16 protein-coding genes are annotated in these 16,052 nt (G+C 34.1%); 2 read left to right on the forward strand and 14 right to left on the reverse strand.

The window, feature by feature from the left end:
* Positions 1-96 precede the first annotated feature (96 nt).
* Genes pknB through JVV30_RS00565 form a run of 6 tightly spaced genes read right to left on the reverse strand, consistent with a single transcriptional unit; the run spans position 97 to position 6,683 of the window.
* Positions 97-2,124, reverse strand: coding sequence for a Stk1 family PASTA domain-containing Ser/Thr kinase (pknB, locus tag JVV30_RS00540; protein ID WP_070855486.1), 2,028 nt, complete (start codon positions 2,122-2,124; stop codon positions 97-99).
* Entirely contained in the window at positions 2,121-2,864 is a 744-nt protein-coding gene (locus JVV30_RS00545; RefSeq protein WP_053029229.1) for a Stp1/IreP family PP2C-type Ser/Thr phosphatase, read from the reverse strand. The genes pknB and JVV30_RS00545 overlap by 4 nt, the downstream gene beginning before the upstream one ends.
* 5 nt (positions 2,865-2,869) lie before the next feature.
* Positions 2,870-3,964, reverse strand: coding sequence for a dual-specificity RNA methyltransferase RlmN (gene rlmN / locus JVV30_RS00550; RefSeq protein WP_053029227.1), 1,095 nt, complete (start codon positions 3,962-3,964; stop codon positions 2,870-2,872).
* Between the two features lies 1 nt (position 3,965).
* Entirely contained in the window at positions 3,966-5,273 is a 1,308-nt protein-coding gene (rsmB, locus tag JVV30_RS00555; RefSeq protein WP_070855484.1) for a 16S rRNA (cytosine(967)-C(5))-methyltransferase RsmB, read from the reverse strand.
* Positions 5,270-6,202: a methionyl-tRNA formyltransferase gene (fmt, locus tag JVV30_RS00560; RefSeq protein WP_070855673.1), complete on the reverse strand. Its 933-nt coding sequence runs from the start codon at positions 6,200-6,202 to the stop codon at positions 5,270-5,272. Before fmt ends, rsmB begins: the two co-directional genes overlap by 4 nt.
* Positions 6,195-6,683, reverse strand: coding sequence for a peptide deformylase (locus JVV30_RS00565; protein WP_070855482.1), 489 nt, complete (start codon positions 6,681-6,683; stop codon positions 6,195-6,197). The genes fmt and JVV30_RS00565 overlap by 8 nt, the downstream gene beginning before the upstream one ends.
* A gap of 177 nt (positions 6,684-6,860) precedes the next feature.
* On the opposite strand from JVV30_RS00565, the gene JVV30_RS00570 reads away from it, so the two are divergent.
* Positions 6,861-7,064, forward strand: a complete 204-nt coding sequence (locus JVV30_RS00570) for a TM2 domain-containing protein (RefSeq protein WP_053029220.1) — start codon at positions 6,861-6,863, stop codon at positions 7,062-7,064.
* 73 nt (positions 7,065-7,137) lie between these two features.
* On the opposite strand, the gene priA is transcribed toward JVV30_RS00570, so the two are convergent.
* The 4 genes from priA to gmk all read right to left on the reverse strand — a co-directional run bounded on the left by priA (position 7,138) and on the right by gmk (position 11,742).
* Entirely contained in the window at positions 7,138-9,546 is a 2,409-nt protein-coding gene (gene priA / locus JVV30_RS00575; RefSeq protein ID WP_053029218.1) for a primosomal protein N', read from the reverse strand.
* The gene (gene coaBC, locus JVV30_RS00580) at positions 9,546-10,745 is read right to left on the reverse strand and encodes a bifunctional phosphopantothenoylcysteine decarboxylase/phosphopantothenate--cysteine ligase CoaBC (protein WP_070855480.1); all 1,200 of its coding nucleotides are present in this window, start codon (positions 10,743-10,745) and stop codon (positions 9,546-9,548) included. Before coaBC ends, priA begins: the two co-directional genes overlap by 1 nt.
* Before the next feature lie 161 nt (positions 10,746-10,906).
* Positions 10,907-11,119 carry a DNA-directed RNA polymerase subunit omega gene (gene rpoZ / locus JVV30_RS00585; RefSeq protein WP_011275989.1) on the reverse strand — a complete coding sequence of 71 codons (213 nt, stop codon included), beginning with the start codon at positions 11,117-11,119 and terminating at the stop codon, positions 10,907-10,909.
* A complete protein-coding gene (gmk, locus tag JVV30_RS00590) occupies positions 11,119-11,742 on the reverse strand; it encodes a guanylate kinase (RefSeq protein WP_053029214.1) in 624 nt (207 codons plus the stop codon). The genes rpoZ and gmk overlap by 1 nt, the downstream gene beginning before the upstream one ends.
* A gap of 158 nt (positions 11,743-11,900) precedes the next feature.
* Here gmk and JVV30_RS00595 point away from each other — a divergent pair, with 158 nt between their 5' ends.
* The gene (locus tag JVV30_RS00595; protein WP_204192922.1) at positions 11,901-13,598 is read left to right on the forward strand and encodes an Rqc2 family fibronectin-binding protein; all 1,698 of its coding nucleotides are present in this window, start codon (positions 11,901-11,903) and stop codon (positions 13,596-13,598) included.
* 91 nt (positions 13,599-13,689) lie between these two features.
* Here JVV30_RS00595 and JVV30_RS00600 read toward each other — a convergent pair whose 3' ends face one another.
* The 4 genes from JVV30_RS00600 to pyrF form a co-directional block, all read right to left on the reverse strand.
* Positions 13,690-14,094 carry a VOC family protein gene (locus tag JVV30_RS00600; protein ID WP_070855476.1) on the reverse strand — a complete coding sequence of 135 codons (405 nt, stop codon included), beginning with the start codon at positions 14,092-14,094 and terminating at the stop codon, positions 13,690-13,692.
* 338 nt (positions 14,095-14,432) lie between these two features.
* Positions 14,433-14,660, reverse strand: a complete 228-nt coding sequence (locus JVV30_RS00605) for a hypothetical protein (RefSeq protein WP_070855474.1) — start codon at positions 14,658-14,660, stop codon at positions 14,433-14,435.
* 30 nt (positions 14,661-14,690) lie between these two features.
* A complete protein-coding gene (pyrE, locus tag JVV30_RS00610) occupies positions 14,691-15,299 on the reverse strand; it encodes an orotate phosphoribosyltransferase (protein WP_070855472.1) in 609 nt (202 codons plus the stop codon).
* 1 nt (position 15,300) lies between these two features.
* The gene (pyrF, locus tag JVV30_RS00615; RefSeq protein ID WP_070855470.1) at positions 15,301-15,993 is read right to left on the reverse strand and encodes an orotidine-5'-phosphate decarboxylase; all 693 of its coding nucleotides are present in this window, start codon (positions 15,991-15,993) and stop codon (positions 15,301-15,303) included.
* Positions 15,994-16,052 lie beyond the last annotated feature (59 nt).

Raw genomic sequence — 16,052 nt, forward strand, 5'->3', positions numbered from 1 at the left:
GTTTAAAGTTTACATAATATTTTTATAGTTTTTATAAAGATTTAAAAAACCTTTTAGTGAATGTTTGATTGCTTTCATTCACTAAAAGGTTGAATTTTAATAATCTATATCTTTATCTGCAATAATATCGCCATCTACTCTAATGGTGTAGCCTGCGTCAGATCCTTCTTCAATTTTAAGCGGAATCGTGATCGTTCTATCACCTTTTATACTAAACGTTTGACTCGCAGATGCGCCACTATTGTCTTTATCTCTTATATAAACTTGAACTTTTTGACTTTCATCGTCTCCCGTATATGGGATATGATATGTTTCGGTGTAATTTTTAACTTTCTTTGCGTCGTCGTCCTTATCTTTACTAGAATCATTAGACTTCTCGTCTTCTTTATCTTCGTCTTTAGAAGTTGCTTTTCCTTTCGAAACAATCAGTTGAACTGTGCTTCCTTCATCAATTTCTGAATTTTTCGGACTTTGTGAAATAATATTATCTTTTTTTTCATTATTACTTGATTCAGTCGTTATTTGTACTTTTAGACCATTTTTTTCAAGTTCTTTCTGAGCAGTTTTATAATTTTTATGTTCATAATTTTTTACGTATACTTTTTTAACACCTAACGACTCAGTTAACGTGATTTGGTGATCATTCACACGTACATAACTATCCGGATTAACACTTTGTTTGGCGATAGCACCTTTAGGTATTTGATTATTGTATTCTTGATTCACTGTTACATGATCAAGTTTAAATTGTTTTAATTTATCAAGTGCATCAGCTTTTTTCATTCCTATAACATTCGGCATTTTAGCACGTTCTGGTCCTTTTGAAAGCACGATATCAACTTTTTCATGTTGATTCACTCTTTCACCTTGTTTCGGTTTTGTCTCGATGATTTTATTTTCTGGATAGTCATCACTATAGTCTCTAGAAATATTGCCAATTTCTAAATGAGATTGACGTAATATTTTTTCTGCTTCTTTTTCAGTTTTACCCTTAAGATCTGGCATTTCTGAATACTTACTGCCAAACATGCCCATCGCAATAAACCCAAATAAACTTACGACTAATAACAGTAAAATCAACGCAATGGCAAATTTTTTCTTTTTAGAACGCTTTTTCTTTGGTGGCTCGTAAATTTGCGCCTCGTTAGTTTGGAAATGGTGCTCATTGACAATAGGTATTTGCATGGTTTGAGCGATTTGTTTTTGCTCATTTTCTTCCTTTATTTTACTTCTGATATCTTGTCTATCAATGGCAACGGTATTTGTATCATCTTCTTCAATTGAATGCTTTTTTTCATTAGCACGACTAGATACAAGTACACTACTTAAGTCTTCTTTCATATCATTGACACTTTGATAACGATCCGTTGCTTTCTTTTCTGTTGCTCTAAGGACAACGTTACTTAAGGATTGAGGTATATCAGATCTTATCTCGGTTACATTAGGTATGGAATCCTGAATATGTTTTATCGCTATACTAACAGCTGTTTCGCCATTAAAAGGTGGTTCCCCAACTAACATTTCAAAAAGTACAATACCTATGGAATAAATATCTGTCGCTTCATTCGTAGTTTCACCTTTAGCTTGTTCTGGTGAAAGGTATTGTACAGTACCGAGCACGTGGTTTGTTTGCGTCATAGATGTTTCACTTAAAGCTTTGGCAATTCCAAAATCGAAAATTTTAAGTGTCTTATTCTTATCAATTAAGATATTTTGAGGTTTAATATCTCTATGTATGATAAGTTTGTCATGCGCTTGCGCCACACCTTTTAAAATTTGATTGGTAAAGTCAATTGCTGTATCAATACTTAAAGGACCATGACTATGTATGTATTCAGATAAAGTAGGTCCATCTATATATTCCATAATTAAAAAGAAGCACTCTTCATCTTCTTGAACATCATACACTTCAACAATGTTTTCATGTGAGAGTTGCGTTGCATTATTGACTTCTCGCTCGAAACGTTTCATTGTTTCTTCTTTTTCATTCTGAGGAATTGAGATTGCTTTAATCGCCACTTCACGATTTAAAATGGTATCTTCTGCTAAGTAAACGGTACTCATTCCTCCGCCACCAAGCTTATCCACTATCTTATATCGTTCACTAACTAACTTTCCAATCATAGATGATCACCTTCAATAGCTGCTATTAAAACACTAATATTGTCTTTAGAATCATGGTTTAGTGCTAATTGAATAAGCTGTTCACCATGTTCTTCTAATGATAACGACGTATTAAACGCTTCAAGAATACGTTCACTTCTGACATAATCTGTTAAACCATCAGAATTCAACATTAAAAAGTCATAATAATTAAATCGTTTCGTAAATATATCTGGACTTACACGTTTATCTGTTCCCATCACTTTAGTAATAATATTACGTTGTGGGTGTGTGAATGCTTCCTCTTCAGTAATTTGACCTGACATAACTAAATGGTTAACAAATGAATGATCATACGTAATTTGTTCGATTTCTCTAGAATTAATAAGATATGCTCTAGAGTCCCCTATATTTGCCACAACCAAGTGCTTATCGAATACAAGGGCACAAACACATGTTGTACCCATACCTTTATACGATTCATTTGTTTGAGCGTATTCAAATAGCTCACGATTAATCTCTTTTAAATTGAAACGCAACCAAGTTTCGGCTTGTTCATACTCAATAAAATTTTCAGCTTCAAAACGTTTTTGAAGCTCATACGTAACAAACTGACTTGCAATTTCCCCCGCTTTATGACCACCCATACCATCGCATAGTACTAATAATTGTTGGTGAGTTTGGTTATAAAAAATACCTCCTGCATCTTCATTTTTATTTCTATGTTGTCCAGTATCTGTGAAAAATTGTGCGTTTAGCATTGTGATTACCTCGTTTCTACTTGTCGTTCCTTCGCTCTTAATTGTCCACATGCCGCGTCAATATCTGATCCTTGTTCTCTTCTAATTGTAGCATTTATGCCCAATCGTTTTAATTCTTTTTCAAATTTGAAAATATCATCTTTAGGTGTTTTAACGTAATTACGTTCTGGAACATGGTTTACTGGTATTAAATTAACATGACAGTTTAGATCTTTAATAAGATGCGCTAAATCACGTGCATGCTCTAATTGATCATTGACGCCACCAAATAATCCATATTCAAATGTCACACGACGATTTGTTTTTTCTTGATAATATTGAATTGCTTCCATTAATTTATCTACGTGGTAAGCTCTGTTAATTGGCATTAATTTAGAACGAATGTCATCTTTGGCTGCATGCAAACTTACGGCAAAGTTAATTTGAATATCTTCTTCAGCAAAATCATAAATACGTGGAATAATACCTGATGTTGACACTGTTATATGACGTGCACCGATATTTAAACTATTGTCATCATTAACGATACGTAAGAAATCCATCATTTCATCATAATTCTCAAAAGGTTCACCAATTCCCATAATTACAATTTGAGATACACGTTCATCTGTCGCATCTAATGCTTTTTGAACTGTTAAAACTTGTGAAACAATTTCTCCTGCTTCTAAGTTACGTTTTAAGCCACCTAATGTAGAAGCACAGAACGTACAACCGATACGACATCCAACCTGAGTCGTTACGCAAACTGAATTACCATAGTCATGGCGCATTAATACGGTTTCAATTGTATAACCATCTTGTAATTCAAATAGGAATTTTATGGTCCCATCTTTACTTTCTTGTTTTACAACAGTCGTTAAAGTGGTCATAGCAAAGTTATCTTTTAGCACTTGACGAAGATCTTTGGATAAATTCGTCATTTCATCAATACTATCTACACGTTTTTGATATAGCCATTCAAATATTTGCTTAGCTCTAAATTTTTGTTGGCCATGGTCTACTAACCATTCTTGCATTTCATCATATCTAAGTGAATAAATCGACTGTTTATCAAAGTCAGGCAAGAATTTATTTTTCTTCTTTTTTTCAGTAGTTATCATCTTAACTTTCCTTTCTTTTTATTTTTGTGATGAAAAAGCCATCTGAATTAAAATCTTGGGGTAAAATCTGTATTGTTTTTACTTGTTCACCGCTAACAGGATGTGTCATTAATTCAAATTCAAAGTCTTTATTATTTTTTAAGAAGGTATAAATCACATTTTCATTTTCGAGTTGTTCAATCGTACACGTTGAATAGACTAGAGTTCCACCAGGTTTCAAGTTTTCTTTAACATTGTCTAATATCTGTAACTGTAATTCAACCAAGTCTTGAATATCTTGCTTTGTTTGAACATATTTAATTTCTGGCTTATGTCGTAATACGCCTAAACCACTACATGGTGCATCAACAAGTATTTTGTCATATACATCTTTGTATGGTTGTGTTGCATCATGATCAAATGCTTTAATGTTCTTAAGTTGTAATTTTCCAATATTTTCTTTAATTAAACCAATTTTATGCTTATGAATATCTGTCGCATCCACATGACCACTTGATGCTAATAATTCTGCAATATGACACGCTTTGCCACCTGGTGCACTACATGCATCCAAAATAACATCATTGTCTTCGACACCCATTAAATATCCTACAAACATTGAACTCTTATCTTGAATTGAAATATTTCCATTTTTAAAATTGTCGGATTCAATTATTGGACGTCCTTTTAAATGTAAACAATAAGGAATCAGTTCATCCACTTCAACGTCATATCCCTCTGCTTGTAACCCTGCTACGACATCTTCAACTTTATTTTTACTTGTGTTAACACGCACAGTACTTGCAGTTTGTTCCATAAATGAATATGCTATTTCACGTGTAGTCTCAACACCATAATGCGTAATCCAATGCTCTATAATCCACTTTGGAATACTATACTCAATAGCCATACGTTGTTTATCATTTTTAATTGAATCTAAGCTTGGCAATTCACTTCTAAAGATTGTTCTCAATATAGCGTTAACAACATTACCATTATGAGGACCACCACGACGTTTCGCAATATTAACTGCCTCATTTATAATGGCGTGATTAGGAACTTTATCTAAATAAATATACTGATACAAACTCATCCATAATAATTGTCTGACCCAACTTTTAATTTTCGTTTTTACAAAAGGTCTAAGATAAAAATCCAGCGTCATTTTCCGTTTTACAGTTCCATACACGAGTTCAGTGTACAAAGGTTTATCAATACTAGATACGTCCCCGGTAGAAAGTACCTCATTGATTCTTAAGTTACTGTAAGCATAATCATTAAAGATTTCTTGAATTGTTTGAAATGCTAATTCTCTTACTGTTTGTGTCATTTTAATAATTTCCCAACTAGCGATTCTTGAACACCGCTTAAATAATTTGCTGCTAGCATACGTTTTTTACCAGCTAATTGAATATCAGTTAAGGCAATTGCATCATCAGAGCCTGTAGCAACTATAATTGCTTTTTTAGTCGTTTCGACGATCTCCCCTGGTTGCCCTTTTTTGTTATGCACGATATGTGCAGCATACAATTTCAAGTTTGTATCATCCATCGTAGTATAGCCAACAGGCCATGGTGATAATCCACGTATATGATTATGAATATCTTCAGCGGTCATCGTCCAATCAATACGTTCATCTTCTCTACTAATATTTGAAGCGAATGTGGCTTGCGTATCATCTTGAGGCGTACTATCATTTGTACCATCGATAATTGCTGGTAATGTTTCTTTCAATAAATCTGCGCCTAATATACTAAGCTTATCATGCATCGTACCTACATTATCATCATTTTCTATATCAATTGCTTTTTGTGAAATAATATTGCCAGCATCTAACTTTTTAACCATATACATAATTGTTATACCAGTTTGTGCCTCACCATCAATAATTGCTTGATGTATGGGCGCACCACCACGGTATTTAGGTAACAATGATGCATGGACATTAATTGCACCTAATTTAGGTAATTGTAGTAATGTCTCAGGCAATAATTGACCAAATGCAGCAGTAACAATTAAATCAGGTTCTAATTGTAACAGTTGTGCCAATTCGTCAGATTGCGCTAATTTTTCTGGTTGATAAACAGGTAAATTGTGTTCTTCAGCCACTCGTTTAACAGGTGGTGGTGTTAATACACGTTTACGTCCCACTGGTCTATCAGGTTGCGTTACGACTGCGATAACGTCGTGTTCTTCTATTAACATTTCCAATACCTTAGTTGAAAAATCAGGTGTTCCCATAAATATCACTTTAGTCATTTTCAAAATACGCCTCCACTTCTTCATCAGTTAATAAATGCTGTGCACGCTTAGTAAATGATATACCGTTTAATTGGTCAACGATGTGTAACATCATTCTCGCTATATCATCATAAGCGGTTAATTCTATCGTATTACCTTCTAAATCATTGGCTTCTACAGTTATCATTTTACTTCGTTCGACTTCCCCGTAGATACCTGGTGTGTTTACTGAACCTTCAAGGTCTGTGACTTTATCTTTAGACTCCGTTTTAATTATAGGATTGATTAGTTGTAGCAATCCTTCAAGTTCCATATCAATGATAGCTACTTGCTTACTAATACCAATTTGAGGTGCGCAAAGCGCTGATGCCTCATTAGCATATAATGTATCTTCTATATCTAATAATAAATCTTTTAATGTAGCATCAAATGTTGTTATGCGTTCCGCTTGTTTCGTTAATACAGGATGCGTTGACTGGACTAATTTTTGTATCGCCATTTATTTTGCTCCTCCTGAAAAAATTCATCATACAATTATAACTTAATTCACTTTGAATTGCGACCTTAGTCTGAAATTTATCCATTCTAGCTACTATTAATTGCTTTTATTTTTCAGTCTATTAAAATAAAAGTAACTTAACTTATCATCACTTGCACAATTAAAGGAGGTGCCAAAATGGAAGTAAATAAAATTATTTATATTGTTTTAGCTATATTTTTAGGTGGTTTCGGTGTTCATAAATTCTATGCCGGTAAAACAATGTCTGGTCTTTTACACTTATTATTCTGTTGGACAGGTATTCCACATATCATTGCAATCATTAGTGCTATTCTTACATTATTTAGACCAGCCGATGAAAACGGTAATGTTGTCATGTAAAAACTAATATTTACGAAAGAAAGAGTTACGTAAGTTAGGTCTTTAAACCTAATAACTACGTAACTCTTTTTGTTTACATTAATACTTGCGGATTGATATCTATTTTTAATGCAAGTTTGTCTTTAAGATATGCCTCATGATAATAATCATCTAAATATTGAAGTGCTTTTAACAATTCCGGTTCACGCTTATATTTCACTAAGATTTGGAATCGATGTTCGTTGTTAATACGAGCAATTGCAGCTGGTGATGGTCCTAACACTAACGCACGATCTGTGAGATGCTGCAGTAAGATTTGATGTATATGTTTGGATGCTTCCATCACTTTCTTCATATTTTTATGCGAAATCGTAAAATTGATTAGAAAATAATAAGGTGGATACTTGCCCATTTTTCTGTATTCCATTTCTTTATGATAGAAAGTTAAATAATCATTTTTTTGAACATCTTCGATTGCATAATGGTCAGGATTATAAGTTTGAATAATGACGTTACCCGGCTTTTCATGTCGTCCTGCTCTTCCAGCCACTTGTGTTAACAGTTGATATGTCCGCTCACTCGCACGAAAATCAGGTAGATTCAACATAGTATCAGCATTTAAAACGCCTACTAAGGTGATATTTGGATAATCTAACCCTTTTGCAATCATTTGTGTGCCTAATAAAATATCGCCTTTACCTTGTTCAAATTCGGATAGTAATTTTTCATGCGCGCCTTTTCTAGAAGTAGTATCTACATCCATTCGTATAATACGTGCACCTTCAAATTCTTGTTGTAATATTTCTTCCACACGTTGTGTACCTGTACCTACTTGGCGAATATGAGAACTTTCACAATTAGGACATTTATTTGGAGGTACTTCATGGTAACCGCAATAATGACACTTCAATTGATCTGTTGACTTGTGGTACGTTAATGAAATATCACAATGTGGGCATTGAGGCACATAACCGCAATCTCGGCATAACATAAATGATGCATAGCCACGACGATTAAGAAATAAAACGATTTGTTCATTTTTACGTAAGCGCTCTTCAATTGCTTCTCTTAATTCGTTAGAAAACATTGATCGATTTCCTGCACTCAATTCTTCGCGCATATCAACGATATCTATCGAAGGTAATGCTTGTTGATTCACTCTGGTAGGTAATGATAGTAACTGATACACGCCTTTTTCAGCTCGTGCGTATGATTCAAGGCTTGGTGTTGCACTTCCTAATACTAAAGGACATTGATGATATTGACTTCTCCATTCAGCGATATCTCTAGCATGATACCGTGGATAATCTTCTTGCTTGTATGTTGATTCATGTTCCTCGTCAATAATAATTATGCCTAAATTTTTGAATGGTGCGAAGATACTTGATCGTGCACCAACACTGACACGTGCTCTACCGTCTCTAATCTTTTGCCATTCATCGTAGCGTTCTCCATTAGATAGACCAGAGTGTAGCACCGCTACGTCATCACCAAATCGGCGTTTAAATCGTAAGACCATTTGTGGAGTTAAAGCAATTTCAGGCACTAACATCATTGCTTCTTTACCTTCATTGAGTACTTCTTCGATTGTCTGTAAGTAAACTTCTGTTTTACCTGAACCTGTCACACCATGTAATAAGAATGTACGTTGCGCTTTATTATCGATTTTGTCTTTAATCTGTTGAAAAGCAACACGCTGTTCTGAAGTAAGTTCCCGCTTCTCTTCACGTTCAAATATACGATGTGCAAACGGATCACGTTCTACTTCGGCATCATATTTCTCAATATAACCCTTCTTAACTAACCCATCTATACTTGATTTTGAGAATCCCATCTCTTCCATATCTTTCAGAAATACTGTATTATGTTGTTCATCTAATAGATAAGCATACACGTCATACTGCTTTATTTTCTTCTCAAGTTTAGCTAAGACCTCATCTGGATGATAACCTTCTACGATACGTACCGCTCTCTGTGTTTTCTTTTTTACATTTTGAGATAATATTGTAACTTCTTTCACTGCGCCTGTTTTTAACAATTTATTTAAAACAGGAAGATGATTATTCTTTTGCGCTTCTTTATATTTATATTGCCCCGTAGCATCAAAGTATTCAATCAATTGGTCATCGATATCATTATATTTCACAACTTCAAAGACTTTCGTATACTTTGCTTTAATTGCACTGGGCAACATTACTTCAAGTACTGAAATGCGCTTAGATACATGATAGTGGCTAATCCATTCACTCAATTGAATCAATTCAGAGGTTAATTCAGGTTTCATATCTTGAATTTCTTTGATTACTTTCAATTTCTCAATATTAATATCATCACTTGGTTCATTTTCAATAGCCATGACATATCCTTGAATTGTACGCGGACCGAATGGAACAACCACCCTAACCCCTACCTGAATAAAAGCCTCTAAATGCTCTGGTATCAAATAATCAAATTTAAAGTCCACACTCTTAGAAGGAATATCTACGATTACCTTCGCAATCATTATTGCCACCTAGTTTCTAATTCATCTAAAATTTGTTCAGCTAATTGAACCTTTTTGCCTCTCTTAATATTAATCATTTCATTAGTTTTAAAATGCATGGTTAATTCATTATCATCTGATTTAAAACCAATCGTTTTGTCACCTACATTATTCGAAATAATCACATCAGCATTTTTTCGTTTTAATTTATCTTGCGCATAGGCTTCGATATTTTGCGTTTCAGCAGCGAAACCTACTAAATATTGATGTGCTTTATGTTCACCTAAATATTTTAGAATATCTTTAGTTCGTTTAAAGGTAACGGCTAAGTCGCCATCTTGTTTCTTCATTTTATGATCTAATACTTCCATCGGCGTATAATCAGATACAGCTGCCGCTTTAAATACAATGTCTTGCTGATCAAAACGTGTCGTTACTGCCTCAAACATGTCTTCCGCACTTTCAATATGTACAATGTCCATACCAATAGGATCTACTAATTGCGTTGGCCCTGTCACTAACGTAACGTGTGCGCCTCTTTTTTGTAGCGCTTCAGCTAGAGCGTAACCCATTTTCCCTGAAGAACGATTGGATACATAACGAACAGGATCAATCACTTCTACAGTTGGCCCAGCTGTAACTAATGCATGTTTACCTTTAAATGAACTATGCGCCTTTACCTTTTGTGATTTGAAAAAGTCGTTGATGACTTTAACAATTTGTAATGGTTCTTCCATTCTTCCTTTTGCTACATAACCACACGCTAAATAACCATCCCCAGGTTCAATAAAGCGATAGCCATCTTGTGCTAATACGTTAATATTGTGCTGTGTACGCTTATTCTCATACATATGTACATTCATTGCCGGAGCAATAAAGGTAGGTGTCTCAGTTGCTAACAACGTAGATGTCAGCATATCATCTGCAATACCCACACTCAATTTCGCAATCACATTTGCAGTTGCAGGCGCAATGATAATCGCATCTGCCCAATCACCCAATGCGACATGTTGAATTTCTTGCGGGTTCTCTTCTTTAAATGTATTGGTATAGACTGGGTTTCTACTAATTGCTTGAAAAGCAAGTGGTGTAACAAATTCTTGCGCATGTTCAGATAACATTACGCGTACATCGTAACCAGCTTGTGTTAATTTACTCGTTAAATCTATAGCTTTATATGCTGCAATACCACCTGTAACAGCTAGCAAAATGTGTTTCATAATCGTATTTCTCCCTTTTACTATATCGATTATTAATCATAATTTATATTAAATTTATTATACACAAATTAAAGGTGTAATTAAAAAGACACATCTTATTGAAGAAGCGTAATACTCAAATCAATAAGATGTGCATATGGATAAATTAATTTCATTTGGTTTTACATAGTGAATTCGTCAGAAACGACTGGTGTGATTTTACCGCTAGCAATTTCTTCTAATGCTTCACCAACTGGTTTAGCTGAATGATATCCACTTAATAAAGCTGTTTCAGGTCTTTCATCTAATTCACGTGCACGCTTAGCTGCAGTCGTAGCAATTAAATACTTAGAATTGATTTTCGATTGTAACTGGTTTAATGGTGGGTTTAACATTATTTTTTGGCCTCCAATAACATTTTTCTATATATAGCTTCAACACGTTCGCGTTTTAAGTGTTCTGCTTCAACAATTGATTGAATACGATCTTTCGCTAAATGGACTTCATCGTTGACTACAACGTAATCATAAAGATTCATCATCTCTACTTCTTTACGTGCTTCATTTACTCTACTTTGAATCTTCTCATCTGACTCAGTGCCACGTCCAACTAATCGTTCTTTCAAATGGTCTAAGCTAGGTGGTGCAAGGAAGATAAATAATGCATCTGGAAATTTCTTTCTTACTTGTTTAGCACCTTCTACTTCAATTTCTAAAAATACATCATGTCCAGCAGCCATAGTATCTTTAACATATTGAACAGGCGTACCATAGTAATTTCCAACGTATTCAGCATATTCAATAAATTGATCTTCCTGAATTAAAGCTTCAAATTCTTCTTTCGTCTTAAAAAAGTAATCTACACCATCAACTTCACCTTCACGCATATTACGTGTCGTCATTGAAATAGAGTACTTATATGATGTAGTTGGATCATCAAATATCTCTTTGCGTACAGTTCCTTTACCTACTCCTGAAGGACCTGAAAGAACAATTAGTAATCCTTTTTCATTATCCATGCCTTACGACCTCTCTAAGCTATTCTTCTATTATTTAAATATAATATCATATTGTAGTGAAAATTGTATAGAGTATGTAACATAAACTTAAATCATGACGCTTTCTTTTTACCATGTTACAATATACTGAATGATTAAATTGAAGGTGGAAATTATTTATGGCATATGATGGCTTATTCACTAGAAAAATAGTTGAATCACTACAGTTTTTAGTATCTGGACGAATCCATAAGATTAATCAACCAGAAAATGATACGATTCTTATGGTTGTACGCCAAAATCGCAAAAATCATCAACTATTACTATCCATACACCCTAGTTTTTCAAGAATGCATATCACAACGAAGAAGTATGATAACCCATTTGAACCACCAATGTTCGCACGCGTATTTAGGAAACATTTAGAAGGTGGCATTATTAAATCAGTACGTCAAATCGGTAATGACCGCCGTATTGAAATCGATGTTGAAAGTAAAGATGAAATTGGGGATACCATTTATCGCACCGTTATTTTAGAAATTATGGGTAAACATAGCAATTTATTACTTGTTGATGAAAATTATAAAATTATTGAAGGATTTAAACATTTAACCCCGAATACAAATCAGTATCGTACGGTTATGCCGGGTTTTAAATATGAAGCACCACCAACACAAAATAAATTAAATCCATTTGACGTTTCTGGGGACGAAGCTTTAAAATATGTAGATTTTAATAGTGGTAAACTTGCAAAGCAGTTATTGAACACGTTTGAAGGTTTTAGTCCACTGATTACTAATGAAATAGTCAATCGCTATCAATTTATGACAACAGACACTCTACCTAAAGCTTATGATGAGGTTATCGCTCAAACGTTACAAACACCTGTACCTGTTTTCCATAAAAATCATGAAACTGGAAAAGAAGATTTTTATTTCATGAAATTAGAACAGTTTCATGATGATATGGTTGAATATGCATCCTTACATGAATTACTAGACCGGTATTATGATGCCCGTGGAGAACGCGAACGTGTCAAACAACGCGCAAATGATTTAGTACGCTTTGTTCAACAGCAATCTCAAAAATATCAACATAAATTGAGCAAACTGATTACGGAGTATGAAAGTGCTAAAGATAAAGATAAACAGCAACTATACGGTGAACTCATTACTGCTAATATTTACCGCATTAAGCAAGGCGATGATGCTGTAACTGTTCTCAATTACTATACGAATGAAGACATTACGATTCCATTAAACCCTACTAAATCACCGTCAGTTAATGCACAATATTATTACAAGCAATATAATCGAATGAAAACACGTGAACGCGAATTAGATCATCAAATTCAATTAACGCGCGAGAACATCGATTACTTTGCAAATATTGAACAGCAACTCGACCATATTACGGTTGATGAGATAGATGATATTCGTGATGAACTAGCAGAACAAGGATTTATGAAACAACGTAAAAACGTTAAAAAGAAAAAGAATGATACACTTCAACTTCAAACCTATCTTTCTACAGATGGGGATACGATACTAGTAGGCAAAAATAATAAACAAAATGATTATTTAACAAATCGTAAAGCTCAAAAGTCACATATTTGGTTCCATACAAAAGATATTCCAGGTTCTCATGTCGTTATTCTTAATGATGCACCAAGTGAACAAACGATTAAAGAAGCTGCTATGTTAGCTGGTTATTTCTCAAAAGCCGGAAATTCTGGACAAATTCCTGTAGACTATACAGAAATTAGAAATGTTCACAAACCATCTGGTGCTAAACCAGGATTTGTAACGTATGATAATCAAAAAACATTATTCGCAACGCCAGATTATGACAAAATTCAAAGTATGAAAGTTAAATAAGCTGCATCGCACAGACACTAAAATGATGAAAGTATATTTAAAAAGGGATTAGAACCGAACGCACAACTACATCCAGTTCTAATCCCATGTTTTATTTTTCAGGTAATGCCAGTTGAAAACTAACACCAAATTTATCTTGTACCCATGCAAATTCACGGAATGGCGGCATCGCAGTTTTAGGCATTAATATTGCGCCTTCTTTCTTCAAACCACTGAATAGTCGTTCCATTTCCATCGCATTATCAACCGTAATATATAAAGAAATTGACGGATTCATGGGCAAATTCTCACCATTATCCGCATCAATTGCCATAAATACTTGCCCATTTAGCGTAAATATAGAATGTTGTACTGTGCCTGGCACACCCGGTCCATCCTCTCCATATTTAACCATAGTTAAAATTTCACTATTATCGAACAGACTCGTATATAAATTAACTGCTTCTTCTGCTTGATTATTAAACATTAGAAATGTTGTTATTTTAGGTATTTCCACATTGATTCCCCTCTCTTTATCTTTAATACTTATTTTAAACTAATCTATATCATTTTAAAAAAATTTAACTATATAATTTCGTTAATCTAAATTTTTGACTTATTCTATTTTCAAGTTAAAATTAGAATAAAGTTCAATTGGAGGCTTTCAATTATGATGCATCTTGTTATACCTATTTTATGTATGCTTATTGTTTTACTTATCGGATGGGTACTTATTAAAATTTTTATTCGCTAAGCGTTATGTATTATATTTCTAAACATATAAAACGTGGTATAGATATGACAACATGTCATCTATTACTTTAGATGATTGTGTGCGCCTATACCACGTTTTTTTTAATCGATTTTACCCTTTTGTCTAAGCGATTGCTTAGCCTTTTTAAAGAGGTCACTTGTATGTACAAATGAGTCCATGTTTACTTTAGATTGATTTTTACTTATTTCTTTAATGCTATTATCAATCGACATTGCGTTGTCTGGGGATTTGAAGTCTTCATCTCTATATAAGAATTCATTAACGTGCTTCATATTATTATAGAAACGATTCGCTTCACTATCTGTCATATTAATCAATCCCCCTTTTGACATAGCATATTACAAGTTGTCTCTCCATTCAACTAAAGTTTGTATATCATGCTCAGAAATTTTACCTTCTTCACGTGCAACTTCAATTAACTCATTATAGTTACTTAATGTGTAGTAAGGGACATTGATATCATTAAACATGTCATCTGCTTTCTTTAAGCCATAAGTGAAAATGGCTACTACGCCTACGACATTGGCCCCCGCTTCTTTTAATGCTTCAACTGCAGTAATTGAAGATCCACCTGTTGAGATTAAATCTTCGACAACGACGACATTCTTGCCTTTGCTTAAAGCGCCTTCAATTTGGTTTTGTTTGCCATGGCTTTTACTTTTCGAACGAACATAATTCATTGGTAAATTTAATTTCTCAGAGATATACGCTGCATGCGGAATACCTGCTGTTGCTGTACCAGATATAATATCTACATCACCGAATTGTTCAATAATCAACTGGCTCAATCCATCACGGATGGCACTTCGTACTTCTGGATAGCCTAATGTTACACGATTATCACAGTATATCGGAGATTTAATTCCTGAACTCCATGTATATAGGTCGTTTGGAGATAATGTTACTGCTTCGATATCTAATAAAGATTTTGCTATTTCTTTTGCCATATTAACTTAACCAACTTTCTTTAATAGTGTGATAACTTTCTACAGGATTCTCACTTTGCGTGATTGGTCGTCCAACTACAATATGTGTTGCCCCTAATTGTTTAGCGTCTTCAGGTGTAGTGATTCGCTTTTGATCATCTACAGCTGCCCCTTTTGGTCTAATTCCAGGTGTTACTTTTAAAAAGTCTGAACCTAATTCATTTGTTAATAATTCTGCTTCTAATGGAGAGCATACAACACCATCTAAACCTGCTTGTTGCGTTAATGTCGCATAGTTTAATACGGCTTCCTCGATTGTTGTTTGAATGTTTTGCTCATTACGCAACATTTCTTCAGTTGTAGATGTTAATTGTGTAACAGCAATAATCTTTGTATCATTACTAAATTTGTGCAATCCCCTTACTGCAGCTTTCATCATGGCTGTACCTCCAGCTGCATGCACATTAACTAAATCGACATCTAACTTTCCTAAGCCTTCCATTGCTTTTTCAACTGTGTTTGGAATATCATGTAGCTTCAAATCTAAGAAAATATCATGACCACGTGATTTAATAGATTTAATGAACTCTGGCCCTGCTTGATAGAAGAGTTCCATTCCGATTTTCACGAAAAGTGGTTCATCAAATTTATCTAAAAATGTATTCACTTTTTCTGCGGATTCGAAATCTAGTGCTATGATAGGTAAATCTTTCATATTATAACTCCTTTGAAAATGAACGACGCGGTCGCAGTCGTCTGACTAAGAAAATCCTG

Origin of the sequence: Staphylococcus sp. GDY8P47P, from assembly GCF_016892225.1 — a bacterium.
Lineage (GTDB): Bacteria > Bacillota > Bacilli > Staphylococcales > Staphylococcaceae > Staphylococcus > Staphylococcus borealis.

Bases quoted from the DNA above. Each gene is read 5' to 3' on its own strand.
- pknB (WP_070855486.1), bottom strand. From the start codon at position 2,124: ATGATTGGAAAGTTAGTTAGTGAACGATATAAGATAGTGGATAAGCTT.
- JVV30_RS00545 (WP_053029229.1), bottom strand. From the start codon at position 2,864: ATGCTAAACGCACAATTTTTCACAGATACTGGACAACATAGAAATAAA.
- rlmN (WP_053029227.1), bottom strand. From the start codon at position 3,964: ATGATAACTACTGAAAAAAAGAAGAAAAATAAATTCTTGCCTGACTTT.
- rsmB (WP_070855484.1), bottom strand. From the start codon at position 5,273: ATGACACAAACAGTAAGAGAATTAGCATTTCAAACAATTCAAGAAATC.
- fmt (WP_070855673.1), bottom strand. From the start codon at position 6,202: ATGACTAAAGTGATATTTATGGGAACACCTGATTTTTCAACTAAGGTA.
- JVV30_RS00565 (WP_070855482.1), bottom strand. From the start codon at position 6,683: ATGGCGATACAAAAATTAGTCCAGTCAACGCATCCTGTATTAACGAAA.
- JVV30_RS00570 (WP_053029220.1), top strand. From the start codon at position 6,861: ATGGAAGTAAATAAAATTATTTATATTGTTTTAGCTATATTTTTAGGT.
- priA (WP_053029218.1), bottom strand. From the start codon at position 9,546: ATGATTGCGAAGGTAATCGTAGATATTCCTTCTAAGAGTGTGGACTTT.
- coaBC (WP_070855480.1), bottom strand. From the start codon at position 10,745: ATGAAACACATTTTGCTAGCTGTTACAGGTGGTATTGCAGCATATAAA.
- rpoZ (WP_011275989.1), bottom strand. From the start codon at position 11,119: ATGTTAAACCCACCATTAAACCAGTTACAATCGAAAATCAATTCTAAG.
- gmk (WP_053029214.1), bottom strand. From the start codon at position 11,742: ATGGATAATGAAAAAGGATTACTAATTGTTCTTTCAGGTCCTTCAGGA.
- JVV30_RS00595 (WP_204192922.1), top strand. From the start codon at position 11,901: ATGGCATATGATGGCTTATTCACTAGAAAAATAGTTGAATCACTACAG.
- JVV30_RS00605 (WP_070855474.1), bottom strand. From the start codon at position 14,660: ATGACAGATAGTGAAGCGAATCGTTTCTATAATAATATGAAGCACGTT.
- pyrE (WP_070855472.1), bottom strand. From the start codon at position 15,299: ATGGCAAAAGAAATAGCAAAATCTTTATTAGATATCGAAGCAGTAACA.
- pyrF (WP_070855470.1), bottom strand. From the start codon at position 15,993: ATGAAAGATTTACCTATCATAGCACTAGATTTCGAATCCGCAGAAAAA.